Consider the following 25,212-nt stretch of genomic DNA (forward strand, 5'->3'; position numbering starts at 1 on the left):
ACATGTTGAAGGGGGCGGTGACTGCCGGTGATGGTGATGGGTTGACGGGAGCTAGGAGGAGCAATGGAAGAAAAGCGTTTGTATTGGCGTGATGAATGGATGTTTTAGATACAAAGTAGTAAGTAACAACTCACTTGTTGAGGTGGGACTGTGACTGCCGGTGATGGTCGTGGGGTGACGGGAGCTAGGAGGAGCAATGGAAGAAAAGCGGTTGTATTGGCGCGATGAATGGATGTTTTAGATACAAAGTAGTAAGTAACAACTCACTTGTTGAGGTGGGACCGTGGTTACTGGTGATGGTGGTGGGGTGATGGGAGCTAGGAGGAGCAATGGAAGAAAAGCGGTTATATTGGCGTGACAGATGGATATTTTAAACGCAAAGTAGTGAGTAACAACTTACTGGCACTACAGAATGAATTGAAATAATTGGGATAATGTAGAGATAGATTTTAAAGCTAATTATTGAGTATAAATTATGTAAAAGCCTTCTTATTATTTGTAGATAATAAAAATGAGTAACTCTCAATATAAAATATGGGAAATCAATGAGTTGATTGTTGGATATACTCATTGAGAATAAGTAATAAGTTCTAGTGCTTGAAATTATTTCATTTAACCTTGAAACACTCGACAAGACGAATAACATTAGTTAGATTATTTAGCATTCTAGAAGTCTAAACGTATAAACGGAAAAAGGGGGATGAATGATGCCTATTCGTTTACCAGATGAACTACCGGCAGTTAATTTCTTGAAAGAAGAAAATGTTTTTGTTATGACAACAACAAGAGCTAGTCATCAAGAGATCCGCCCCTTGAAAGTGTTGATACTCAATTTGATGCCGAAAAAGATAGAAACTGAAAATCAGTTTCTTCGTTTACTGTCAAACACACCATTACAGGTTGATATTCAACTATTACGAATTGATCAACGAGAGTCAAAAAATACTCCGACAGAGCACTTGAATACCTTTTATTGTGATTTTGAAGACATACAGGATCAGAATTTTGATGGCTTAATTGTAACGGGTGCTCCGCTAGGACTGGTTGAGTTTGATGACGTACTATACTGGCAGCAAATAGAAAAGGTGATAGCTTGGGCAAAGCAACATGTAACATCAACCCTTTTTGTTTGTTGGGCTGTACAAGCCGCTTTAAAGGTGCTGTATGACTTACCAAAATGGACTAGAGAAGAAAAATTATCTGGTATTTACCAGCATGATACATTAGAGCCATATGCTTTGCTGACAAGAGGGTTTGATGGATCATTTTATGCGCCTCACTCTCGTTATGCCGATTTTCCTGAAGATCTTATCCGTCAGCATACGGATCTGGATATTTTAGCAAGTTCACAGGAGGCAGGTGCTTATTTATTTGGGTCAAAAGACAAGCGCTTAGCATTTGTGACAGGCCATCCAGAATATGATGGAGATACGCTTGCACAAGAATATTGGCGTGACCTAGATGCTGGAATTTCGCCTCAGATCCCATGCAATTACTTCAAAAATGATGATCCCAATAATCCCCCAATGGTGAGTTGGCGTAGCCATGGTCACTTGTTGTTTTCAAATTGGTTGAATTATTATGTGTATCAGATCACACCTTTTGATCTTACTAATATGGAACCAACACTAGATTAAAAAAAGAAATATAAATTTAGTAATGACAATAAAATAAGTGTTTTCACTGGTTATACCAGTTTAAATTAGGCTTATATCGTAGAAACAGGTGTCACAGTTAGTCTGAAAGCAGCTATTTATTAGCTGCTTTTTTTATTTCCAACGAAAAATTTCAAAAGTACAGCTTTCTATAATTAGTTGATTTAACGACTATTTAACATTTTATTTAAAGTAAAGGAATGGATGGTCAATTCATTAATTCTTTAAAAATATATTATTATTAATAAGTTACATGTTTATTTTAATCAAATGGAAATCGTTTTTGATTTATTTTTGTTTTGATCTTATGCTTAATTCATAGTCAACGATGAATGAGGGATTGGTCGATGGAGCAGCAACTACCTGTATCGGAATTAACATTCACAAAGAATATTGAACAGCTAGAAAATCAAGTTTTATCTATTGATTCTATTGTATTTCTTTCTAAGTTAGTTGAAGAGTTTCTTCCTCGTAGAGAGAGATTATTAAAAGATAGGGTGCTCAGACAGCAAAAGATCGATGCTGGCTCTTTGCCTAATTTTATTTCGGAATTTGATTCCATAAAAAAATCGAATTGGAAGATTCAAAGTATCCCAGCAGATTTGCAAGATCGCCGTGTCGAAATTACTGGTCCGGTCGAGCGTAAAATGGTGATTAATGCTTTGAATGCTAATGTGAAAGTATTTATGGCGGATTTTGAGGATTCTCTGTCTCCTTCATGGGAAAAATTGATCGATGGTCAAGTCAACTTAGGGGATGCGATTCGTGGTGATATTTCTTATACCAATGAAAGTGGAAAGGTCTACCAATTAAAATCTAATCCTGCTGTTTTGATTGCTCGTGTTCGTGGCCTTCATTTAGATGAAAAACACGTTTTATCAGGAGAGAAGCCGATCCCTGGTGGCCTATTTGATTTCGCTATTTACTTCTTTAATAACTATCAAGCGTTATTAAAAAAAGGGAGTGGCCCTTATTTTTACATCCCAAAACTTGAATCTTGGGAGGAAGCAAAATGGTGGAGCGATGTCTTTAGTATGGCTGAAGATTTGGTGGGGATACCTCGGGGCACGATCAAAGCAACCGTACTGATTGAAACATTACCCGCAGTATTCCAAATGGATGAAATCTTGTACCACATGCGCCACCATATCGTGGGGCTGAATTGCGGGCGCTGGGACTACATATTTAGTTATATCAAAACTCTGAAGGAGCACGCAGATCGCGTCTTGCCAGACCGCCAAGTTGTCACAATGACACAATCATTTTTAAGTGCTTATTCGCGCTTATTAATTAAAACGTGTCATCGCCGTGGTGCATTTGCGATGGGGGGAATGTCTGCTTTTATACCGAGTAAAGATCCTCAAGAAAATGAAACTATTTTAGCGAAAGTAAAAGCAGACAAAGAGTTAGAAGCGAAAAATGGGCACGATGGCTCTTGGATTGCACATCCGGGCTTAGCGGATACCGTTATGAGCGTGTTTAATCAAGCTCTTGGTGGGCAGCAAAACCAGCTACATGTATCCCGTGATTTCGATGAAGAAATCTCGGCTGACCAGCTATTAGAGCCTTGTGCCGGTGAGCGAACAGAAGCAGGCATGCGAGCTAATATTCGTGTTGCGGTTCAATACATTGAAGCATGGATCTCAGGGAATGGCTGTGTACCCATCTATGGTTTGATGGAAGATGCTGCGACAGCAGAAATTTCACGGACTTCAATTTGGCAGTGGATCCGTCACGGTAAAACATTGTCCACCGGTGAGAAAGTCACTAAGGCTTTATTTGAAGAAATGCTGGATGAGGAATTACAAGTTATTCAAAAAGAACTTGGTGATAAGCGTTTTCAAAGCGGTCGTTTTCGTGAGGCTGCAGAACTGATGAGGCGCATTACAACACAGGATGAACTTATAGAATTCCTAACTATCCCCGGATACCAATTATTAGATTAAGCATAGTAAATAAAAAATTCGATAAACCCTACATATTCTTATAAAGGAAGTGGATCATGACAACATCGCGCTTAGAACAAATTGCCGAATTAGAAAATGAGTGGAAAAAACCACGTTGGAAAGGCATTACTCGCCCATATACAGCCGAAGAAGTGGTGAAATTACGTGGTTCTGTGAATATTGAACACTCTTTAGCGCGCAAAGGTGCAGAGCGTTTTTGGGATCAGTTACATGGTGGTTCAAAGAAAGGCTATGTAAATGCACTGGGCGCTTTAACGGGTGGGCAAGCGCTACAACAAGCGAAAGCAGGTATTGAAGCTATTTATTTATCAGGTTGGCAGGTTGCTGCGGATGCAAATACGTCATCGAGTATGTATCCAGACCAATCACTTTACCCTGTTGATTCAGTGCCATCAGTAGTTAAGAAAATTAATAATACATTTCGTCGTGCAGACCAAATTCAGTGGGCGAATGGTATTGGCCCTGACAACAAAGAGTATATTGATTATTTTTTACCTATTGTCGCAGATGCGGAGGCGGGTTTTGGTGGTGTATTAAATGCCTTCGAACTCATGAAAAATATGATAGAAGCGGGGGCCGCAGCTGTCCATTTTGAAGACCAATTAGCCGCGGTTAAAAAATGCGGTCATATGGGTGGGAAAGTTCTTGTTCCTACTCAAGAAGCGATTCAAAAACTGGTTGCAGCTCGTTTAGCGGCGGATGTTTCAGGTGTACCAACTATTTTGGTTGCTAGAACGGATGCCGATGCTGCAGACCTTTTAACATCTGACTGCGATGATTATGATGCGGCATTTGTTACTGGGGAACGCACCTCTGAAGGTTTTTTCCGTACTAAAGCAGGAATTGAGCAAGCGATTAGCCGCGGGCTCGCTTATGCACCATATGCAGATCTTGTTTGGTGCGAAACGTCAAAACCTGACCTTGAAGCAGCAAGACAGTTCGCTGAGGCTATTCATGCTAAATATCCAGGTAAGCTATTGGCTTATAACTGTTCTCCATCTTTCAATTGGAAAAAGAATTTAGATGACAGCACGATCGCGCGTTTCCAAGACGAACTTTCAGCAATGGGTTATCGCTTCCAATTCATTACGTTAGCAGGTATTCACAGCATGTGGTTCAACATGTTTGATTTGGCTCACTCTTATGCACAAGGTGAGGGCATGAAACATTATGTTGAAAAAGTTCAAGAATGTGAGTTTGCTGCAATGAATAAAGGCTATACCTTCTCTTCACATCAGCAAGAGGTAGGAACCGGCTATTTTGATAAAGTGACAACCGTTATTCAAGGTGGGGCTTCATCAGTAACGGCTTTAACTGGTTCAACTGAAGAAGAGCAATTCTAGTTAGATTATTTTCCTTTCAATCGGTGTTTCTGGTGTCTTTATTGGTTAGCTATATCTGTTAATTTTTCAGGCACGTTTAGTGCCTGTTTTTTATTCAAAGTGAGTCTGTATTCTTATAGGAGTGGTTATGATATTGACGACAGAACAGATAATAGCGCAAACCATTTTACAGGGTTTTGATGCGCAATATGGCCGCTTCCTTGAAATAACCTCAGGCGCACAAGAAAGGTTTGAACAGGCAGATTGGCATGCCATTCAGCATGCGATGAAAAGACGAATTCAATTGTATGACCATCATGTTGGCTTAGTTGTCGCTCAGCTACAGTTTATGGGGTTAGTGCAATCTTTAACCCCTGATAAATTGGCACAAATAAAAAATATTTATAAAACCTTATTACCGGATTACCCAAGGTTTGAAATAGCAGAAAGCTTTTTTAATTCCGTTTATTGTCGGCTATTTCAGCATCGGGAGCTGACACAAGATAACCTATTTATTTTTACGTCTCAGCCTGCGAGGCGCTTTTCTATTTCGCCTAGGCCGTTATCTCGCGAATATGTTGTTAATAATAATTTAGAGGGATTATTGTTTACAATGTTAAGTGGATTACCACTAAGGCTAAAGTGGCGGAATCTGGATTTCGATATTCATTGTATTATCAATGTATTGGAAATCAGATTTCCCGATATTGAAAACCAAAAAGTCAGCTTCCATATCGCAAATGAGCTATTTTATCGTAATAAGGCAGCTTGGTTGGTCGGTAAAATTTATATTAATGATGAGGTTTATCCATTCTTACTCCCTATTCATCATGATGATTGTCAGTACATTTATATCGATACCTGTTTAACTGAGTTTGATGAAGCCAGTATTGTGTTTGGTTTTGCTCGGTCCTATTTTATGGTGTATGCCCCTTTTCCAGCAGCTCTGGTTTTTTGGTTGAGGGAGATTTTACCCAGCAAGTCAATTGCTGAATTATATATGGCAATTGGCTGTCAAAAACATGGAAAAACAGAGTATTACAGAGAGTATCTCGCCTATATTAATTTTTCACGAGAGCAATTTACCGTCGCTCCAGGCGTGAAAGGAATGGTGATGTTAGTCTTTACATCGCCTTCGTTCGACCGTGTTTTTAAAATTATTAAGGACCAATTTGCCCCACAAAAACAGGTGACACGAGAACGGGTTTTAGAATGCTATCGTTTGGTTAAAGAGCACGATAGAGTTGGTCGCATGGCTGACACCCAAGAGTTTGAAAATTTTGTGATTAGCAAATCTGCTATCAGCGATGAACTAATGACGGAGTTATTGAAAGAAGCTCCATCTCAAATTGAAGATTTAGGCGATAACATATTGATTCGTCATCTGTATATGGAAAGAAAGATGATCCCATTGAATATCTATATGGATAATGCCACTGATGCGCAATTACATCATTCATTGAATGAATATGGTTTGGCGATTAAGCAATTAGCGGCTGCAAATATTTTCCCCGGAGATATGTTGTTTAAAAATTTTGGCGTAACGCGTCATGGCCGTGTTGTCTTTTATGATTATGATGAAATCTGTTATATGACAGAGGTGAATTTTCGTAAAATTCCTGAGCCATTATACCCTGAGCAAGAGTTATCGAGTGAGCCATGGTATAGCATTGGTGAGCAAGATGTTTTTCCTGAAGAGTTTGCTTCTTTTATTTGCCAAAATGAGAAAATTCGTCATTACTTGCAACAATATCATGCAGATTTATTTTCCGCAGATTATTGGCAAAAGTTACAAAATAGGATTTTGGCGGGGCACGTAGAAGATGTTTATGCTTATCGTGAGGAATTACGTTTTTGTCATAAACTCAATGAGGTTGCATAATTTTAATCGTATTAATTAAAGAGGGTCAAAAACGACCCAGCAAGTGACTGAGCCGTTTTTCGGGGCACTATCTTTTGGCGCCTTGTACAGCCTCTTGTGCAAGTTGGGTAATTTTTTCGTAATTACCTGAATTCAGTGCTTCTTCAGGAACGAGCCAAGAACCACCAATGCACAGAACACTATCTAATTCTAAATAGCTAAGGTAATTAGCTAGCGATATTCCACCCGTTGGACAAAATTTGACTTGTGAGAAAGGGCCGGCAATGGCTTTTAACGCTTTAACCCCACCGTTGGCTTCTGCTGGAAAAAATTTAAACGCTTTCAAGCCATATTGCATACCAAGCATAAGTTCAGAAACGGTTGAAATACCTGGAATTAAAGGAATATTTCCTTTAGTGGCGGCATTGAGCAATTCATCCGTCAAGCCGGGGCTGATTGCAAATTGTGCTCCAGCTTCAGTGACTTCAGCAAGTTGTTTTGCATTGATAACAGTGCCTGCGCCAATAATCGCTTCAGGTACTTCTTTCGCAATGAGGCGAATAGCATCAATAGCACATTCAGTGCGTAAAGTGACTTCTAAAACGTTAACACCACCTTTGACTAATGCTTTTGCAAGAGGAACCGCTTGTTCTAATTTTTTAATAACAATAACAGGGACGACAGGGCCTTGTTTTAATACGCTTTCAGCGGTCATTTTCCAATTATTCATTTTCTATTCCTATTCAATGAAAATAGATTAAAAATCAATGCTACAAGCGCCTTCTTCGGCACCTGATAAGTGTCTTCTTAATGCACCGAAAAGTTCCCTTCCACAACCACTACGCTCAGCAGTTAAATCAGCCTCAAAGGGTTGGCGTTTATTGAGTTCTTCTTCTTCAACCAGTAATTGTAGTTCTCCGGTCAATGCATTTACCCTAATAATATCGCCATTTTTTACTTTTGCTAACAGTCCACCATTGTAAGCTTCAGGCGTGACATGAATTGCGGAGGGTACTTTGCCAGACGCTCCAGATAAGCGGCCATCAGTAACGAGTGCGACTTTGTAGCCTTTATCCATAAGTACACCAAGAGGCGGCATTAGCTTATGAAGTTCAGGCATGCCATTTGCAGATGGCCCTTGGAAGCGGACAACGATGATACAATCTTTATTGAGTTCACCTGCTTCAAAGTGTGCGGCAATCTCATTTTGATTGTTAAATACGACTGCTGGAGCCTCAATAATTTGATTTTCTTCAGGAACAGCTGATGTTTTCATCACTGCGCGTCCTAAATTACCAGACAGTAATTTTGTGCCTCCATGAGGAGAGAAAGGGCGGTCTATATCAGCAATAACATCCAGATTGAATGAGGACTCTGGTCCTTCTCGCCATGCAAGTTGGCCATTGTTTAACCAAGGCTCCAAGGTGTAATTTGTTAGACCAAATCCTGCGACGGTATGGACATCGTTGTGCAATAAACCTTTTTGTAATAGCTGGCGGATAAGTAAAGCTACACCACCCGCAGCTTGGAATTGGTTGATATCTGCTTGGCCATTAGGATAGATACGGCAAATGAGTGGAACAATGGCAGAAATATCAGAAAAATCATCCCAATTGATAATGATCCCTGCGGCTCTTGCTATAGCCACAAGATGCATGGTTAAGTTAGTTGAGCCTCCCGTCGCGAGTAATGCGACGATACCGTTAACAATCACTTTTTCGTCAACCAGTTGACCAATAGGTAAATACTGGCCTGACTGCTCAGTTAAACGTGTAATTTGTCGTGCGGCGGCTTCTGTTAATGCATCTCGTAGTGGAGAATCGGGCGGTACAAATGACGCACCGGGTAGATGTAACCCCATCACTTCCATCATCATTTGATTTGAGTTAGCCGTACCATAGAAAGTACAGGTACCTATCCCATGGTAAGACGCAGCCTCAGCCTCTAATAAAGCGAGTCTATCAACCTTGCCTTCAGCATACAGCTGGCGAATGCGAACTTTTTCTTTATTTGGTAAACCCGTAGCCATTGGGCCTGCTGGAACAAATATTGCGGGAAGGTGGCCGAATGAAAGTGCACCAAGCATTAAACCAGGAACAATTTTGTCGCAAATGCCTAAATAGAGTGCGCCATCAAACATATTGTGGGATAGACCAATGGCGGTTGACATGGCAATGACATCTCGACTTAACATCGATAACTCCATCCCATCTTGACCTTGGGTTACACCATCGCACATTGCGGGAACACCTGCAGCGACTTGGCCAATCGAGCCGGATTCTAATAATGCTTTTTTGAGTTGTTCTGGATACTTATCGTATGGACGATGTGCTGAAAGCATATCATTGTAGGAATTGATGATAGCAATATCAGAGCGAGTCATGCTTTTAAGAATTTGTTTTTCTTCGCTTTGACAGGCTGCAAAACCATGGGCAAGGTTACCACAAGCTAATGATGCTCGATGAACAGTCATACTACGAGCCTGCTCTATTTTCTTGAGGTAAGCGGCTCGAGTTTTCACGGAACGAGAAATGATACGTTGAGTGATGCGATCAAGTTCTTTATTGATCACCGAAGGATTTGTCACTTTAGAGGTGGTCATGCTCATGATAATTGCTCCATAGCGCAGTAAAATGGTGAATCAAACTGCAAGTCAATTTGGGGTGTACCTATCGTTATTTGCTCGAGTACTATAGCATCAATGTTACCGGTAACATTGTTCAATGAAAATGGAGGCGTTGCAATATGGAAAATGAATATTCGAAGCTATCTGTGATCTGAATCAAATTTATATTATGGTATGGACAGGGTAGAAAATAGACAAATAAGCATGCTATAGTGGCTTTATTGATTATTTTATCATCAAATTCAATTAGATAATTACAGAAGGTTAGGTCGTATCAATGAGAAGAGCGCAAGAATGTTAAGGCTAGCTATAGCGGCATGTATATTGCTATTGGCAAATTTTGTAAGGGCTGAAGTGATTTTAGTTTCGGGCTCATATAAAGTCTTAAATGAAGTTTTTAATGAGCAAGCAGCAATGCAATTACATAATGCGTCACAAGCAGACAAAATTGATGCAATGACTCAACGTTTTTTAACGACGCCTTATAATAAGCAAACATTGAATATGAGCCCGTTATCAGCCGAAGAATTAGTCATTAATTTGAAAGAAATGGACTGTATGACATTTATAGAGTACACCGAAGCTTTTAAGCGTTCTAAAAACTATGAACAGTTTGTTTTAAATTTAATCAATATTCGTTATATCAGTCAAAATATTACATTTAAACATCGTCGGCATTTTTTTTCTGATTGGGCACAAGAGCCTGAAGCGATTGTGGTCGATATTACCAATGAAATAAGTTCACATGCAGTTAAGGTAAATAAACGACTTAATTTTAAAAACCATAATCAGATGTATATATCGGGATTGCCGGTTAAAAATAGGTTAATAACCTATATTCCAACAGAATATGTAGATGATGACTTGGTGTTGAGGTTGAATGCAGGGGATTACATTGGTATTTATTCAAAGGATAATGGGTTAGATGTCAGCCATGTGGGGGTTGTAATACGTAGGGGGAACAAGACAATATTTAGAAATGCTTCTTCACTACGTGGAAATCTTCAGGTCATTGATATTGAATTGAGTGATTATTTAAAAGGAAAGTCTGGTATTGTTGTTTTTAGACCTAAATCAGATAATTAGTCTATTTATTTTTGATATAAAAAATAAGTAAACTCAAGTTTATGTATGTATAAAATCAATACATAAAATAAAATCAATACATGCAATAAAATAGTTTAATAATGAAAATTATACAATTGTTTTTATTGGTTGCTAATCATTGCTAGTTACATTTAAAATGTAAAAATATATTAAAATATCGATTTGATCAAAAAAAATATATATAAATATTATTTTATACCAAAAAGAGAAAAACTTTTATAAAGCAATGGATTACTTTGTAAATATGACTGGGGTCTCTTTTTTTTGTATATAAAGATGATGTTTACCTATTGTTCTTGCCATCTTTGATTGTTCATAACTATTTTAAAAGGTGATAATTAATTTTATAATGAGTAATACTAGCTAAATTATTTGTCTTATTTAAATTTAGGAGATGGTTATGCATATCGCTAAAAATAAAAATGTTTATGCATTATTAGGTAATCATTTACGTAAGGCTAGAGTAAGTAAAGGATTATCAGGGAATGAGTTAGGCGAAATTATTCATTTGAGTCAACAGCAAGTATCACGATATGAGTTAGGTATTAATAAGTTGAGTTTAGATAAACTGATTGAAATTGTGATTTTTTTAGACATCGATATTAATGAAATTACTAAAATTATTGCTAAGCAGGTTGAATATGAAAAAATGAGTTAGTGGTAACCAAAGTAAAATGCTTTTTATTTTCTATTTATGAAATTATTATAAATAATTTATTTTCTTTAAAGGTTTTTAGTATAAGAATGGGGTGTCACTTATACGTATAGGGAACTAGATGATTAATTTTTCAGAACGCTAGAAAAATAAATTTTATGGTAAGTATTTAAAATTGAAAATAATTTGGAATTAAATTATAGAAATAAGAATAATCAATTTCATGTTTTTTTATTTTTAAAGTGAATTTATTAGTGTTCATAATGACAAGTTTTCTGGAGTTTATCTCTGTTTCTTCCAATGTTTCCTGCCATTTTAGGTAAGGAGACCGTTCTAGTAAATATTAAAGCCTTTTTTGTTTCTAATATGAGCTAAAAAGGTTTTAACATGATGTATTTAAAGATTTATTTTATTGTCTCTTATCTATATTCTTATGAATAAAAGGCGTCGCAGTGCTGTTGATGCATGAAAATTGATAGTATTGCTGACGACACAATGCTTAAATAAAGCTTAATGAATAATAGATGAAGGTTATGGTTCGATGTTCAAGTATATAGGGATATTATTTGCCTTTTTGCTATTAGGCTGTTCGGCTTCGAACAACGGTTACTATCTTGATAACCGTTACCCATCAAAAAATAGTAGTCAACGTATTCAATATATCATTATTCACTATACAGTCTCTGATGATGCGCATTCTATAACTCTGCTAACACAAGGCAAAGTGAGTTCCCATTACCTTGTTCCGAGTGTACCTGAAACTAAAAATGGTCTGCCTGTTGTGTTACAGCTCGTTCCTGAATCGTTAAAATCATGGCATGCAGGTGAAAGCTATTGGCGACAGCATAATGGTCTGAATGATACTTCTATTGGAATTGAAATCGTCAATGCAGGATTGCAAAAGGATGTAAAAGGAAAACTGCATTGGGCCCCTTATAATGAAGCGCAAATTGTTGCCTTGATCCCTCTCGTCAAAGATATTATGCAGCGGTATAACATTCCCCCAGAGAATATTATTGGCCACAGTGATATTGCTCCACTGCGCAAGCAAGATCCGGGTAAGGCATTTCCATGGCAACGTCTTGCTCAAAATGGAATAGGCGCTTGGCCAGACCCTAACACAGTGACTAAATTTCTAGCGGGGCGTAATGCCAATGAGCCTGCAAACGTGCTACGCGTTCAAAAAGCGCTTAATTATTATGGTTATTCAACAATTCCGTTATCAGGTAAGTTAGATCCACAGACGAAAAAAATATTACGTGCTTTCCAATTGCATTTCCGCCCGCGGGATATTGAAGGACAAGCGGACGCTGAAACAGAGGCTATCGCATTAGCACTCATTGAAAAGTATCGTGATATGCAAAAATTTAAGTTATTTGAGAAGACCTCGCAGTTGCCTAATGTTTCGACAAATCAGCAAGGCGACTAGCAGGAAGTGAAAATGCTCTATTAGGTTGATTCAAAGTGAAATACAAGTTGTTTCGTATTTCACTTTTACTGTTTGGTTAGCGGTTTGCGCCATATTCATGGCTTATTTCTTTTGCAGCTTTGATAACCATGGCGCCTAATTCAGTAATGCGGTCATCGGTGATTCGAGATAATGGGCCTGAAATAGAAATGGCTGCAAAAGCGTCTTTGTGCTCATCATAAATACAAGCTCCAATACAGCGTAACCCTAAAGCATGCTCTTCGTCATCATAAGAAAAGCCTTGTTTTTTAGCCTGTTGTAAATTCTCTTTTAAGGCTGATGGGTTAGTTAATGTATAAGGCGTATAAGCATGTAAACCTTTACGGCTTAAAAGTGGAATTAGTTTATCTTCCGGTAAGTTAGCAATGAATGCTTTACCTGCCCCCGAGGCGTGTAATGGCAGTTTTCCACCGATCGGTGCTGACATTCTCATTAGCGCATTACATTGTACTTGGTCAACAATAACGGCATCGTACTCGGTATGGTCTAGGATCGCTAAGTTGACGGTTTCCCCTGATTCATCCATTAAGCGGCGCAGTATCGGGTGAACAAGGGCTAATAAATTGCGACTTTCTAAGAAGCTACTACCAATGATAAAAGCATGAGAAGCAATAACCCATAGGCCTAAATCACCCGTTTGACGAACAAAACCATGTTGTTCTAATGTCATTAATAGGCGGTGTGTTGTTGAGTTTGGTAAGCCAGCTTGCATCGCAAGGTCTGTGAGGGCGATCCCCCCTGTTGATTCGGAAATATATTCCAACAGTGTTAAGCCACGACTTAATGACTGTACTTGTCCTGCTGCAGCTGCGCCACTCGCCGGCCCTTTTGCTTTTTTAAGTTTCTTAGTAATTGGTGCCGTTGCCATTAAGTCTCTCCTGACTGTCATTTTGCTTCTATTATGAACTATTTCACCTGAAAATACTCATCGGATCAGTGAAAAGTGTGCTCTTGTGCAACCTTGAAAAACTCTCATCATAACAGCGAATTTTCGCATGAGAAGTTGTGATAGGATGTTAAAAGTAAAAATTTGACTTATTTCTCAGTGTTCCATTTCAGGAGGGCAGTGCAGTGTCCGCAAAAGTTAATCAATTAGAACAAGAATTAAAAAAACGTATATTGGTATTAGATGGTGCAATGGGAACAATGATCCAACAACATAAGTTGTCGGAAGCCCAGTTTCGCGGTGAACGATTTGCGGATTGGCCGAGTGATCTAAAGGGAAATAACGACCTATTAGTCTTAACTCAACCAGATATCATTCGTGATATTCATTCTCAATATTTTGAAGCTGGGGCGGATATTGTTGAAACCAATACCTTTAACTCAACATCCATTGCGATGGCTGATTATAAAATGGAATCGCTTTCCGCTGAAATTAACGAAGTTGCTGCGCGCCTTGCCCGTGAGTGTGCCGACGAGTGGACACATAGAACCCCTGAAAAGCCGCGTTATGTCGCTGGCGTATTAGGCCCGACAAACCGTACCGCGTCTATTTCTCCTGATGTAAATGATCCGGCTTATCGCAATATTACCTTTGATCAACTCGTTGAAGCTTATCGCGAATCTACACGATCCTTAGTGAAAGGCGGTGTGGATCTGATCATGATCGAAACCATTTTTGACACATTGAATGCGAAAGCCGCGATCTTTGCGGTAGAAACCGAACTGGAAGCTTTGGGTGTTTCTCTGCCAATTATGATCTCGGGTACGATCACGGATGCCTCTGGCCGTACATTATCAGGGCAAACAACAGAAGCTTTTTATAACTCGTTGCGCCATGCGCAGCCAATATCATTTGGCTTGAACTGTGCATTAGGCCCTGATGAACTTCGTCAGTACATTTCTGAATTATCAAGGATTGCTGAATGTTATGTTAGCGCGCACCCTAATGCGGGGCTACCAAATGCGTTTGGAGAGTATGACCTTGATGCACAAAATATGGCTGAACAAATTCATGAATGGGCAACCGCAGGGTTCCTGAATATTGTTGGTGGATGTTGTGGAACGACGCCATTACATATCAAAAAAATGGCAGAAGCAGTAAAAGGCATCACGCCACGTCAATTACCGTCACTCCCTGTTGAATGCCGCTTATCCGGTTTAGAACCACTAAATATTGGCGAAAAATCATTATTTGTGAACGTTGGGGAAAGAACCAACGTGACTGGTTCGGCAAAATTTAAGCGGCTGATTAAAGAAGAAAATTACCAAGAAGCCTTAGATGTAGCGCGTCAGCAAGTTGAAAATGGTGCACAAATCATCGACATCAATATGGATGAAGGAATGCTGGACTCCCATGCAGCGATGGTACGTTTCTTGAATCTAATTGCTGGCGAGCCAGATATTGCACGCGTGCCGATTATGATTGACTCCTCAAAATGGGAAGTGATCGAGGCGGGGCTTAAGTGTATACAAGGTAAGGGGATAGTTAACTCAATCTCAATGAAAGAGGGGGTTGAGGCGTTTATTGAGCACGCTAAATTATTGCGTAAATATGGTGCTGCCGTGGTCGTCATGGCATTTGATGAAGTTGGCCAAGCAGATACACGTGAGCGGAAAATTGAAATTTGCCGCCGTGCTTATCAGATCCTTACCGAAGAGGTGGGCTTCCCACCTGAAGATATCATTTTTGACCCGAATATTTTTGCCGTAGCCACCGGAATCGAAGAGCATAATAACTATGCAGTTGATTTTATTGAAGTCTGTAAGGATATCAAGGCTCAGTTACCTCATGCGATGATTTCTGGTGGGGTTTCCAACGTCTCCTTTTCATTTAGAGGGAACGACCCTGTCCGTGAAGCAATTCATGCTGTTTTCTTGTATTACGCCATTCGTAATGGAATGGATATGGGGATCGTTAATGCAGGGCAGCTTGCCATCTATGATGATTTACCCGCGGAATTAAAAGATGCTGTTGAAGATGTGATTTTAAACCGCCGTGATGACAGCACTGAACGCTTACTTGAGCTGGCGGAAAAATACCGTGGAGCAGGGGCTGGAGAGCAACAAGTTCAACAAGCAGAATGGCGTAGTTGGGAAGTGGAAAAGCGCCTTGAGTATGCACTAGTGAAAGGGATTACCGAATTTATCATTGAAGATACGGAAGAAACTCGCCAACGTGCTTCCAGCCCAATCGAAGTGATTGAAGGCCCTTTAATGAACGGTATGAATGTGGTTGGTGACCTATTTGGGGAAGGCAAAATGTTCTTACCTCAAGTGGTGAAATCTGCTCGGGTGATGAAACAAGCTGTAGCCTATTTAGAACCCTATATTCAAGAGCTTAAGCAATCAGGTAGTAGTGCAGGAAAAATCTTGCTCGCTACCGTAAAAGGCGATGTTCATGATATTGGTAAAAATATTGTTGGGGTTGTATTGCAATGTAATAACTATGAAATCATTGACTTAGGTGTGATGGTTCCGTGTGAAACTATTCTAAAAACAGCACGTGAAGAGAACGTTGATATCATTGGTTTGTCTGGGTTGATCACGCCATCGCTTGATGAAATGGTGCATGTGGCAAAAGAGATGGAAAGACAAGGGTTTACCTTGCCATTATTGATAGGTGGAGCAACAACATCAAAGGCACATACCGCTGTAAAAATTGAGCAAAACTATAGTGGGCCAACGACTTATGTGCAAAATGCTTCACGCACCGTGGGAGTGGTGGCTGCATTATTATCAGAAACACAAAAAGCAGATTTTGTGGCGCGCACTCGTCGTGAATATGAAACCGTTCGTCAGCAACATGGCCGTAGAAGGCCAAAAACCCCTCCTGTAGCACTGGATGTGGCGCGAGCGAATGCCGTGAAGATTGATTGGCAAAATTACCAACCTCCGGTACCAAAATTCCTTGGTATTCAAGAAGTCACAGCACCTATTTCAACCTTGAGAGGCTATATAGACTGGACGCCATTTTTTATGACATGGTCTTTAGCAGGTAAATATCCGCGAATTTTAGAAGATGAAGTGGTGGGTTCTGAAGCTCGTAAGCTATTGAAAGACGCTAATAATATGTTAGATAAGCTAGATAAAGACGGCTTATTAACACCAAAAGGTATTTTTGGCTTATTCCCTGCAAACCGGGTTGGGGATGATGTGGAAATTTATACCGATGAGTCGCGAAACCAGGTGCAAGTGATGGGGCTGAATTTACGCCAACAAACCTTAAAAACGGAATTTCCAAACTATTGTTTATCTGACTTTGTCGCGCCAAAGGATAGCGGTAAAGCTGACTATATTGGGGCTTTCGCTGTGACTGGGGGCTTAGAAGAAGATGCGCTTGCTGATGAATATGAACAACAGCATGATGATTATAATAAAATCATGGTTAAAGCGCTGGCGGATAGACTAGCGGAAGCGTTTGCTGAATATCTACACCAACAAGTCCGTATGCGTTATTGGGGTTATGCGGCTGATGAAAACTTGAGTAATGAAGAGCTTATTCGTGAAAATTACCAAGGAACCCGTCCTGCACCGGGGTACCCGGCTTGCCCTGAGCATACAGAAAAGGCAAAAATTTGGCAGTTACTTGATGTGGAAGCAAAAATTGGTATGCAGCTCACCAGTTCTTATGCGATGTGGCCAGGCGCCTCAGTGTCAGGCTGGTATTTTAGTCATCCAGAAAGTAAATATTTTGCGGTAGCTCAGCTACAAAAAGACCAAATTGAGGATTATGCAAAACGTAAAGGGATGTCAGTGACAGAGTTAGAACGTTGGTTAGCGCCAAACTTAGCTTATGATCCTGAAGATTAAAACAAGATCAATATATTGATTTTTCATGTATTCGGCACCATCTTATAGGTAATACATTAGAGGGGTCCAATGATGAGCTATGAATTTATTATTGAAGAAGAACTGCCACGCTCGGCAGTTTTTCCTTATCAGATCCAAAACAGCGCGGCGCCTGAAACCTTTATGATGAGTGAAGATGCGGTGAGTGCCATGATGAGTGTGTTACAAATCATGGACAAGCTTGATACCGATGATTCACTGGGTGAGCACTGTTTTAATCAGATTTGGTTAAGAAGTGAGCTAACGCCTGCGAGAGCAGAAGAGATTTATCTGTTTTTAGAAGAAAATTTAGCGGTGGAACCTATCCCTTCAGAGGAGGAAATCACGGCTTTTCATCAAGCCCAACTCGATGAAAATAAGCTGTTATCCCAAGAAAGCCCTAAAGACGGTATGGTACCCGTGCATAAATTTTCGACCAATGATGGTTGGCTGGTGACTACGAAAGAGTGTGAATGGATTGCCGAAGTCTTTTCACCAGAGCTGGTTAGCGAAAACCACTTTGTGGTTTCTCAGATCTCTGAGCTGTGTAAGATTAGCTATCGCACATTGGAAGCTCTGCTAATTGAGTGGGGTAAATTTAATTTATTTGCCAGCAAACACGGTGGTTACCGCGTTAATTAAGAACTGTAGCTTATTAAGGAGACAAAAGTTTCAGCAAGAAACTGGCGTCTCCTCCGTTTTCTGAATAATTCCTTTGTAATTCTACTTTTTCAGCCAACATCCCTTATGAATTTTTTATTGGAATGATATGTTAATGACATAACGCCAATAAATGGGTCATGGTGATGAAATTACGTTCTTTTCTGTTAGTTCTCTATGTTAGCGGTATTTCCCTTGCGCAAGCTGGCAATATCGTTGAAGCGCCTTCGACGAAAAATAAACCGGATACGCTACAGGCACAGCCTAAAAGTACGCCTATGCCTGATGAGTTCAAAGCCAAATTAAAGCTAGCGAATGCTGGTGATGAAGAGGCGATGGTAGATGTTGGGCTTGCCTATATGGATGGGACTGAATTTTTAGCGGTCAATGAGAAAGAGGCTTACCGCTGGTTTAAAAAAGTGGCTGACCGAGATAATACGGATGGAGACTATTATTTAGGGATGTTGCTGCAAAATCAGGAAAAATACCAACAAGCGGAAAAGTGGTATCGCCGAGGTGCCGAAAAAGGCGATGCTTATTGCCAATATGCGATGGGTTACTTATATGAACATGGTATTGGGGTTGAGCAAAATTTAAAGCAAGCGAAAGCATGGTATGCAGAAGCCGCAGAGCAAGAACACGCTAACGCACAGTTTGCCATGGGGCTATTTTACCATGATGGTTTAGGTGGTGGTATTGACTACCAAAAGGCGCGTGAGTGGTATGAAAGAAGTGCGGGCAATAATATTGCAGCCGCAGTGAATAACTTAGCGGTGATGTATGAAAATGGTGAAGGCGTAGAACTGGATGATGAAATGGCGATTTACTTATATCGCCAAGCCGCCAATATGGGCTCTGCAACAGCGCAAGTAAATATGGGGGACTTTTATCAAGAAGGCCATAGCGCAATAGAAAAAAATAGCTACCAAGCAATGTACTGGTATAAACGCGCGGCGCAACAGAACAATATTGCGGCTCAATTGGCGATTGCGAAAGCCTATGAACAAGGCAATGGCGTTGGCAAAGACCTTGCTGAAGCCTTTATCTGGTATGAACGTGCTGCACAAAATGAATCCCAAGATGCAGGAATGAAGGTAGCTGAATTCTATGAAAAAGGGTTAGGCGGGGTTAAAAAAGACCCCAAAAAGGCTGTTGAGTGGTATATATCACTTGCCAACAGTGATGGTAAAGAGGCTCAAATTAAGTTAGCAGAACTGTATGTGTCTGGAGAGCTGAAAAATGTTGATGTGAATGACATTTTGAGTTGGTTGCTGATTGCTCAAGAAAATAGCATTGAGGCTCAAAACCAGTTAGCTATCTTTTATTTAACGGGAACAGGTGTGGCGAAAAACACACACAGAGCACGGCAATTGCTGGAAAAAGCGGCATTTAAAAAGAATAGCGATGCTCAAAATAACCTTGCGGTGATGTATGCACGAGGCGAGGGCGGTGAAAAAAATATTTTCCGTTCGGTAATGTGGTTTGAACGAGCGGTAGAACTCGGTAATGAAACTGCAAAAGGGAACTTGGCGCTTTTAAAACAGAATAACGGTGTGACGGGCAAGATGCTGCAATACACCAGCAATGTTACACAACCCAGCAAACAGGCTGGAGGGGATTAACTGCATAATATAGAAGGCGATCGTCACGATCGCCTTCTGGTATTTTGATCAAACTTCCACACTATTCAAATAAATTACTGTGCAAGGTACGAACAATCTCTTCAGCATCATTTCCGGGTACCAATAAACAAATATTGTGGCTACTTGCGCCATAGCTGATCATGCGAATATTGAATGACTCAAGTGCGCCAAAAATTTGCCTTCCTAGGCCATTCACTTGCGATAGCTCATTACCAATGATTGCGACGAGCGCTAAATCCTCTTCCACTTCGACACGACATAATGCGGATAACTCAGTCATTAGCGCATTGGTGAGTAAACTACCGTTAGTTCCTGTTGAGCCTGTTGTGTCTAAGGTTAGTGCCACACTGACTTCTGAAGTGGTAATTAAATCCACTGAAATATTGTGGCGCAGTAAAATGGTGAAAATTTCCGCTAAGAAACCGCGTGCGTGCAGCATTTTTAGGCTGTGCAAGGTGAGTAGCGTTTGTTTACGGCGCAGTGCTAATGCCCTAAATTGCGGCGGATTAGTGGTTTTATCACACACAATGGTGCCGCCAGCTTCGGGCGCTTTACTTGAACCAACAAAAACAGGGATCCCTGCGCGTACTGCAGGAAGGAGTGTTGCAGGATGCAAAATTTTTGCGCCAAAGGTCGCCATTTCAGCCGCTTCATCGAAAGCAATTTCATCAATGCGTTGGGCACTCGGTACGACGCGAGGGTCAGTGGTGTAAATTCCAGGAACATCAGTCCAAATATCGACACGTGATAAATTAAGAACCTCGGCTAACAGGGCAGCGGTGTAGTCACTTCCACCACGACCAAGAGTTGTTGTGCGGCCTTTTTCATCACGGCCAATAAATCCTTGGGTGATCACAACTGACTCGGCAAGGCGTGGCATGAGTTGCTGCTCTGATAATGCTTTTAGCTGAGCAAGTTCTGGTTCAGCACGGCCAAAGCTATCATTGGTTCTCATTACTTTGCGTACATCAAACCATTGGGAGTTAGCGTTGCGTTGGCGCAGTACTTCAACAAATAGCAAGGTTGACATTAATTCGCCGTGACTCACCATTTCATCCGTTAATGCGTCAGAAGTGGCTAAAGCAGCCGAATCAGCTAAATGAGCAATATTATCGAGTAAGCGATTGATTTCTTCACGAATAACATCAGCAGTTTGTAGGTTATCAATAATTGTGTATTGAATATCCTTCACTTTTTTCAGCAGTTCATTGCGTTTATCTGCGTCGCAGCCTTCGGCCAGTTCGATTAATAAGTTGGTAATGCCAGCAGAAGCTGAAAGTACCACAACTCGTACATTTGGGTTGGAAAGTACGATATTGGCGCTGTTATTCATTGCTTCAAAGTTAGCGACGCTGGTACCGCCAAATTTGGCGATAACATACGGATGGTTGTCTGCTGAAGACGCTGCGATATTCATGGTGTCAATCCCTTTGGTTAAACCTAATCTTTATATAGATTTATCGGGTAAATAGGATGGCGTCAATCAGGAATCGAAGGAAATCAGTAATTCTAATGATAGGTAATTTATTATCGCTTTTCTCAATGTACCCGTCATACTCGTCATACTTCAAGCTGCATGGGTGTTGACTGCGCTCAGATAACCGAATCACATACTTTTGTATGCTCATCGGTCTATCTTCGCTTGTCGCCTACATGCAACTTGAATTATTTAGGGTATATACTCGCCATACTTCAAGCTGTATGGGTGTTGATTAGCGTTCAGCTAGCTGAATCACATACTTTTGTATACTCATCGGTCTAGAAAGTGCGTATTTCAATAAAAGGGACAATTAAGTCTGGAAAAGTGCGGCAGAATTGGGGAATATCAATATAACGCAGAAAACCGATAAGTCTCGTTTTCGTGACGGGGTACAATCTATTTCTATTTAAAATTATTTGGAGAGTGTTATCCATGAGAAGTATTAATCCAAGCCAAACGGCTGCATGGCGGGCGCTAGAGCAACATTTTGCGCAAATGAAAAATGTCCATATGCGTGATTTGTTTGCACAGGATAAAGACCGCTTTACTCATTTTTCGGCGACGTTCGATGGTCAAATCTTAGTGGATTTCTCCAAAAATAGAATTACTCAAGAAACATTGGAACATTTATTGGCTTTAGCAAAAGAAACAGAGCTAGAAAGCGCTATTAACAGTATGTTCCAAGGTGAGAAAATTAACCGTACTGAAGACCGTGCAGTACTACATACCGCTTTGCGTAACCGTGATAACACGCCTATTTATGTTGATGGCAAAGATGTCATGCCAGAAGTGAACGCGGTATTGGATAAAATGCAGCAATTTAGCCAGCGCATTATTAGTGGTGATTGGAAAGGTTATACCGGTAAAGCGATTACGGATGTGGTGAACATCGGTATTGGTGGTTCAGACCTTGGTCCATTCATGGTGACAGAAGCACTGCGTCCATACAAGAACCATCTAAACATGCACTTTGTATCGAACGTGGATGGTACGCAAATTGCGGAAACACTGAAAAAGCTGAACCCAGAAACAACCCTGTTTTTAATTGCGTCAAAAACCTTTACAACGCAAGAAACCATGACTAATGCGCATTCTGCTCGCGATTGGTTCTTGGCTGCGGCAAAAGATGAAAGCCAAGTGGCTAAGCATTTTGTGGCACTTTCCACAAATGGCGAAGAAGTCGCGAAGTTTGGTATTGATACCAACAATATGTTTGAATTTTGGGATTGGGTTGGTGGCCGTTATTCATTATGGTCAGCGATTGGTTTATCCATTATTTTATCGGTCGGCTTTGATAATTTCGTTCAATTATTGAACGGTGCCCATGCGATGGATAAACATTTTACCCAAACGCCGCTAGAAAAGAACATCCCTGTGTTGTTAGGTTTGATTGGCATTTGGTACAACAATTTTTTTGAAGCGGAAACTGAAGCGATTCTGCCATACGACCAATACATGCATCGTTTTGCCGCTTACTTCCAACAAGGCAATATGGAATCGAACGGTAAATATATTGATCGTGATGGAAAACCTGTTACTTATCAAACAGGCCCGATTATTTGGGGGGAGCCGGGAACCAATGGTCAACATGCGTTTTATCAGTTGATCCACCAAGGAACGAAGATGATCCCATGTGATTTTATCGCACCTGCGGTAACCCATAACCCGTTAGGGGATCATCACGAAAAATTATTATCTAATTTCTTTGCGCAAACGGAAGCATTAGCATTTGGTAAAACTCGTGAAGTGGTTGATGCCGAGTTTGCTGCGCAAGGGAAGAATGTCGCAGATATGGAATATGTTGCGCCTTATAAGGTGTTTGAAGGTAACCGCCCAACTAACTCCATCTTATTGAAATCAATCACACCTTATTCGTTAGGTGCATTGATTGCGATGTATGAGCACAAAATTTTCACCCAAGGGGCGATTTTAAACATTTTCACTTTCGACCAATGGGGTGTGGAATTAGGCAAACAGCTCGCAAGCCGTATTCTGCCTGAATTAGAAAATAGTGATACGGTGAGTAGCCATGATAGTTCGACCAATGGTCTGATTAACAGCTATAAAGCTTGGCGATAAGTTAACAACGTATTATTTAAATACTTCAATATAAGGTAGGGAGTTCCTGCCTTATATTGTTCAACAAACCATTGTTAAATTGTTCGTTTTTCAAGCAATTAAATAAAATTTATTATGATGTTAATAAATTTTATTATTATCGGTAACTCGCTAGTAATTAAAATATTTTTCACTATATTTTTACATTTTGTGTTGAAAATGTGACTTTTTATATAAATTTTTAGCTAACTTTAACCTTGTCGTAAAACAACGTGATATCCTATTGCGTAAGAAATACAGTAAATCATAACCATGTTACCCATGGTGGAATTTTAAGTAATGGATGAAACGCTTTTTACTTCTCAGCCGATTCATTGGCTGGCGGAGAACGATAAAAACGATAAAATAGTGCCTGCTAATATATTAGATTGGCTATTAGAGCTTGGCTCAATGACAAAGCGTTTTGAGCAGCATAGCCAGCAAGTGACCGTGATACCTTATTTAGAGTGCTATGTATCGCAAGATAAGCTGAGTGCAGATGAAGTGCAGTCTTTACCTAAAAGCCAGCGCTATTGGGTCAGAGAAGTTGTCATGTATGGTGATGGTATCCCTTGGTTACTGGGCCGAACTGTAATCCCTGAAGAGACACTGACCGATGATGACCAGCAATTGGTGGATATTGGGAGAATGCCATTAGGACGTTATTTATTTAGCCGCGATAGTTTAACTCGAGATTATATCCATATTGGTTCTTGCGCAAATCGTTGGGTGCGTTGTTCTCGGTTAAGGCTATCGGATAAACCCTTATTATTAACAGAAATATTTTTACCTGAATCACCTGCATATCGTTAACTATCCTAAGTATTTTGAATTTTCAGGTCTCTGCAATGACACTATGCCAACAAATATAAATCAGTAAGTTGTAGAGTTTGGTGGTATTAAAATATACCCAATTTGAAGTATGATGGAATTCGAAAAGGAGCACGACAAAGTGGAGGGAAGTATGACGCTAAGTAAATGGCATGCATACAGCCGTTTAATGCGTATTGATAGACCCATTGGTTCACTGTTGCTACTGTGGCCGACGTATTGGGCATTATGGATTGCGGCTCAAGGTACGCCAAGTTTACATCTTTTAATTGTCTTTACTGCTGGCGTATTTTTTATGCGTGCCGCTGGCTGTGTCATTAATGACTTTGCTGACCGCCATTTTGATGGCCACGTAGAGCGGACTAAACACCGCCCTCTCCCGAGTGGTGACGTGACAGAAAAAGAAGCAAAAATATTGTTTGCAAGCCTTGTTGGCCTTTCTTTCCTGCTGGTTTTAACACTCAATTCAATGACTATTTGGTTGTCAGTTGCCGGTTTGGCCTTGGCATGGGTTTATCCCTTTGTTAAGAGGGTCAGTAACTTACCTCAAGTGGTATTAGGCGCGGCTTTTGGTTGGTCAATCCCAATGTCTTTCTCTGCTGTTGGCGAAACTTTACCTGTTGTTTGTTGGTTACTGTTTTTAGTTAATATTATTTGGTCTGTGATCTACGATACTCAGTATGCGATGGTAGACCGTGATGATGATTTAAAAATTGGTGTGAAATCAACCGCTATTTTATTCGGGCAGTATGACAAATTAATTATTGGGTTACTGCAATTACTGATGGTTGGCTTCTTATTGGTGATAGGCTCACTGGCGGGTTTAGGTACTCTTTATTATATTTCATTGGTGCTCGTAGCGGGTCTATTTATCTATCAGCAGCAATTAATGGCTAATCGTGAACGTGCGCCTTGCTTTAAAGCTTTTATGAATAATAACTTTGTTGGCTTAATTTTGTTCATTGGTATTCTTGTCAGTTATTTTTAAATTGCCTTTATTGAGCCAAAGTAAAAGGTCATGTTATTTCTAACATGACCTTTTTTGTTTTATTGAGCTGAGAAAACGC

At 40.2% G+C, this 25,212-nt stretch carries 17 protein-coding genes; 13 read left to right on the plus strand and 4 right to left on the minus strand.

The genetic code is table 11. The features are described from left to right. The first annotated feature begins 707 nt into the window (after positions 1 to 707). From metA to aceK, 4 genes are all read left to right on the plus strand, one after another. Positions 708 to 1,637 (plus strand): homoserine O-acetyltransferase MetA, encoded by a 930-nt coding sequence (gene metA, locus PR800_RS06105; RefSeq protein WP_272530441.1) that lies wholly within the window; start codon positions 708 to 710, stop codon positions 1,635 to 1,637. A 365-nt stretch (positions 1,638 to 2,002) separates the two neighbouring features. Then, positions 2,003 to 3,601 carry a malate synthase A gene (gene aceB / locus PR800_RS06110; RefSeq protein WP_206277035.1) on the plus strand — a complete coding sequence of 533 codons (1,599 nt, stop codon included), beginning with the start codon at positions 2,003 to 2,005 and terminating at the stop codon, positions 3,599 to 3,601. Between the two features lie 56 nt (positions 3,602 to 3,657). Then, the gene (gene aceA / locus PR800_RS06115) at positions 3,658 to 4,965 is read left to right on the plus strand and encodes an isocitrate lyase (RefSeq protein WP_102140209.1); all 1,308 of its coding nucleotides are present in this window, start codon (positions 3,658 to 3,660) and stop codon (positions 4,963 to 4,965) included. A 127-nt stretch (positions 4,966 to 5,092) separates the two neighbouring features. Then, a complete protein-coding gene (aceK, locus tag PR800_RS06120) occupies positions 5,093 to 6,826 on the plus strand; it encodes a bifunctional isocitrate dehydrogenase kinase/phosphatase (RefSeq protein WP_166267872.1) in 1,734 nt (577 codons plus the stop codon). A gap of 67 nt (positions 6,827 to 6,893) precedes the next feature. On the opposite strand, the gene PR800_RS06125 is transcribed toward aceK, so the two are convergent. Beyond that, positions 6,894 to 7,535, minus strand: coding sequence for a bifunctional 4-hydroxy-2-oxoglutarate aldolase/2-dehydro-3-deoxy-phosphogluconate aldolase (locus PR800_RS06125; RefSeq protein ID WP_102140211.1), 642 nt, complete (start codon positions 7,533 to 7,535; stop codon positions 6,894 to 6,896). A gap of 27 nt (positions 7,536 to 7,562) precedes the next feature. Continuing rightward, the gene (gene edd / locus PR800_RS06130; protein WP_407072558.1) at positions 7,563 to 9,407 is read right to left on the minus strand and encodes a phosphogluconate dehydratase; all 1,845 of its coding nucleotides are present in this window, start codon (positions 9,405 to 9,407) and stop codon (positions 7,563 to 7,565) included. 318 nt (positions 9,408 to 9,725) lie between these two features. Between edd and PR800_RS06135 the strand changes: the two genes are divergently transcribed. From PR800_RS06135 to PR800_RS06145, 3 genes are all read left to right on the plus strand, one after another. Next, positions 9,726 to 10,517, plus strand: coding sequence for an N-acetylmuramoyl-L-alanine amidase-like domain-containing protein (locus tag PR800_RS06135; RefSeq protein WP_102140212.1), 792 nt, complete (start codon positions 9,726 to 9,728; stop codon positions 10,515 to 10,517). Between the two features lie 421 nt (positions 10,518 to 10,938). Beyond that, entirely contained in the window at positions 10,939 to 11,196 is a 258-nt protein-coding gene (locus tag PR800_RS06140) for a helix-turn-helix domain-containing protein (RefSeq protein ID WP_232368222.1), read from the plus strand. A gap of 538 nt (positions 11,197 to 11,734) precedes the next feature. Beyond that, positions 11,735 to 12,622: an N-acetylmuramoyl-L-alanine amidase gene (locus PR800_RS06145; protein WP_102140213.1), complete on the plus strand. Its 888-nt coding sequence runs from the start codon at positions 11,735 to 11,737 to the stop codon at positions 12,620 to 12,622. Between the two features lie 76 nt (positions 12,623 to 12,698). Here the strand turns inward: PR800_RS06145 and iclR are convergent, their stop codons facing one another. Further along, complete coding sequence (iclR, locus tag PR800_RS06150; RefSeq protein WP_102140214.1) at positions 12,699 to 13,529, minus strand: glyoxylate bypass operon transcriptional repressor IclR; 831 nt, start codon at positions 13,527 to 13,529, stop codon at positions 12,699 to 12,701. A 203-nt stretch (positions 13,530 to 13,732) separates the two neighbouring features. On the opposite strand from iclR, the gene metH reads away from it, so the two are divergent. The 3 genes from metH to PR800_RS06165 all read left to right on the plus strand — a co-directional run bounded on the left by metH (position 13,733) and on the right by PR800_RS06165 (position 19,716). Beyond that, positions 13,733 to 17,416 carry a methionine synthase gene (gene metH, locus PR800_RS06155; RefSeq protein ID WP_272530393.1) on the plus strand — a complete coding sequence of 1,228 codons (3,684 nt, stop codon included), beginning with the start codon at positions 13,733 to 13,735 and terminating at the stop codon, positions 17,414 to 17,416. 69 nt (positions 17,417 to 17,485) lie between these two features. Further along, on the plus strand, positions 17,486 to 18,076 hold the full coding sequence (locus PR800_RS06160) for a hypothetical protein (protein ID WP_181490022.1): 591 nt from the start codon (positions 17,486 to 17,488) through the stop codon (positions 18,074 to 18,076). 164 nt (positions 18,077 to 18,240) lie between these two features. Continuing rightward, entirely contained in the window at positions 18,241 to 19,716 is a 1,476-nt protein-coding gene (locus PR800_RS06165) for an SEL1-like repeat protein (RefSeq protein ID WP_102140217.1), read from the plus strand. Between the two features lie 61 nt (positions 19,717 to 19,777). Here the strand turns inward: PR800_RS06165 and lysC are convergent, their stop codons facing one another. Next, positions 19,778 to 21,154: a lysine-sensitive aspartokinase 3 gene (gene lysC, locus PR800_RS06170; protein ID WP_272530395.1), complete on the minus strand. Its 1,377-nt coding sequence runs from the start codon at positions 21,152 to 21,154 to the stop codon at positions 19,778 to 19,780. Between the two features lie 495 nt (positions 21,155 to 21,649). Between lysC and pgi the strand changes: the two genes are divergently transcribed. From pgi to ubiA, 3 genes are all read left to right on the plus strand, one after another. Further along, a complete protein-coding gene (gene pgi / locus PR800_RS06175; RefSeq protein WP_102140219.1) occupies positions 21,650 to 23,296 on the plus strand; it encodes a glucose-6-phosphate isomerase in 1,647 nt (548 codons plus the stop codon). Positions 23,297 to 23,614: 318 nt separating this feature from the next. Next, positions 23,615 to 24,127 (plus strand): chorismate lyase, encoded by a 513-nt coding sequence (gene ubiC, locus PR800_RS06180; RefSeq protein ID WP_102140220.1) that lies wholly within the window; start codon positions 23,615 to 23,617, stop codon positions 24,125 to 24,127. A gap of 151 nt (positions 24,128 to 24,278) precedes the next feature. Then, the gene (gene ubiA / locus PR800_RS06185; RefSeq protein ID WP_239979012.1) at positions 24,279 to 25,133 is read left to right on the plus strand and encodes a 4-hydroxybenzoate octaprenyltransferase; all 855 of its coding nucleotides are present in this window, start codon (positions 24,279 to 24,281) and stop codon (positions 25,131 to 25,133) included. Positions 25,134 to 25,212 lie beyond the last annotated feature (79 nt).

This window comes from Providencia sp. PROV205, assembly GCF_028479505.1.
GTDB classification, from domain to species: Bacteria; Pseudomonadota; Gammaproteobacteria; order Enterobacterales; family Enterobacteriaceae; genus Providencia; species Providencia huaxiensis.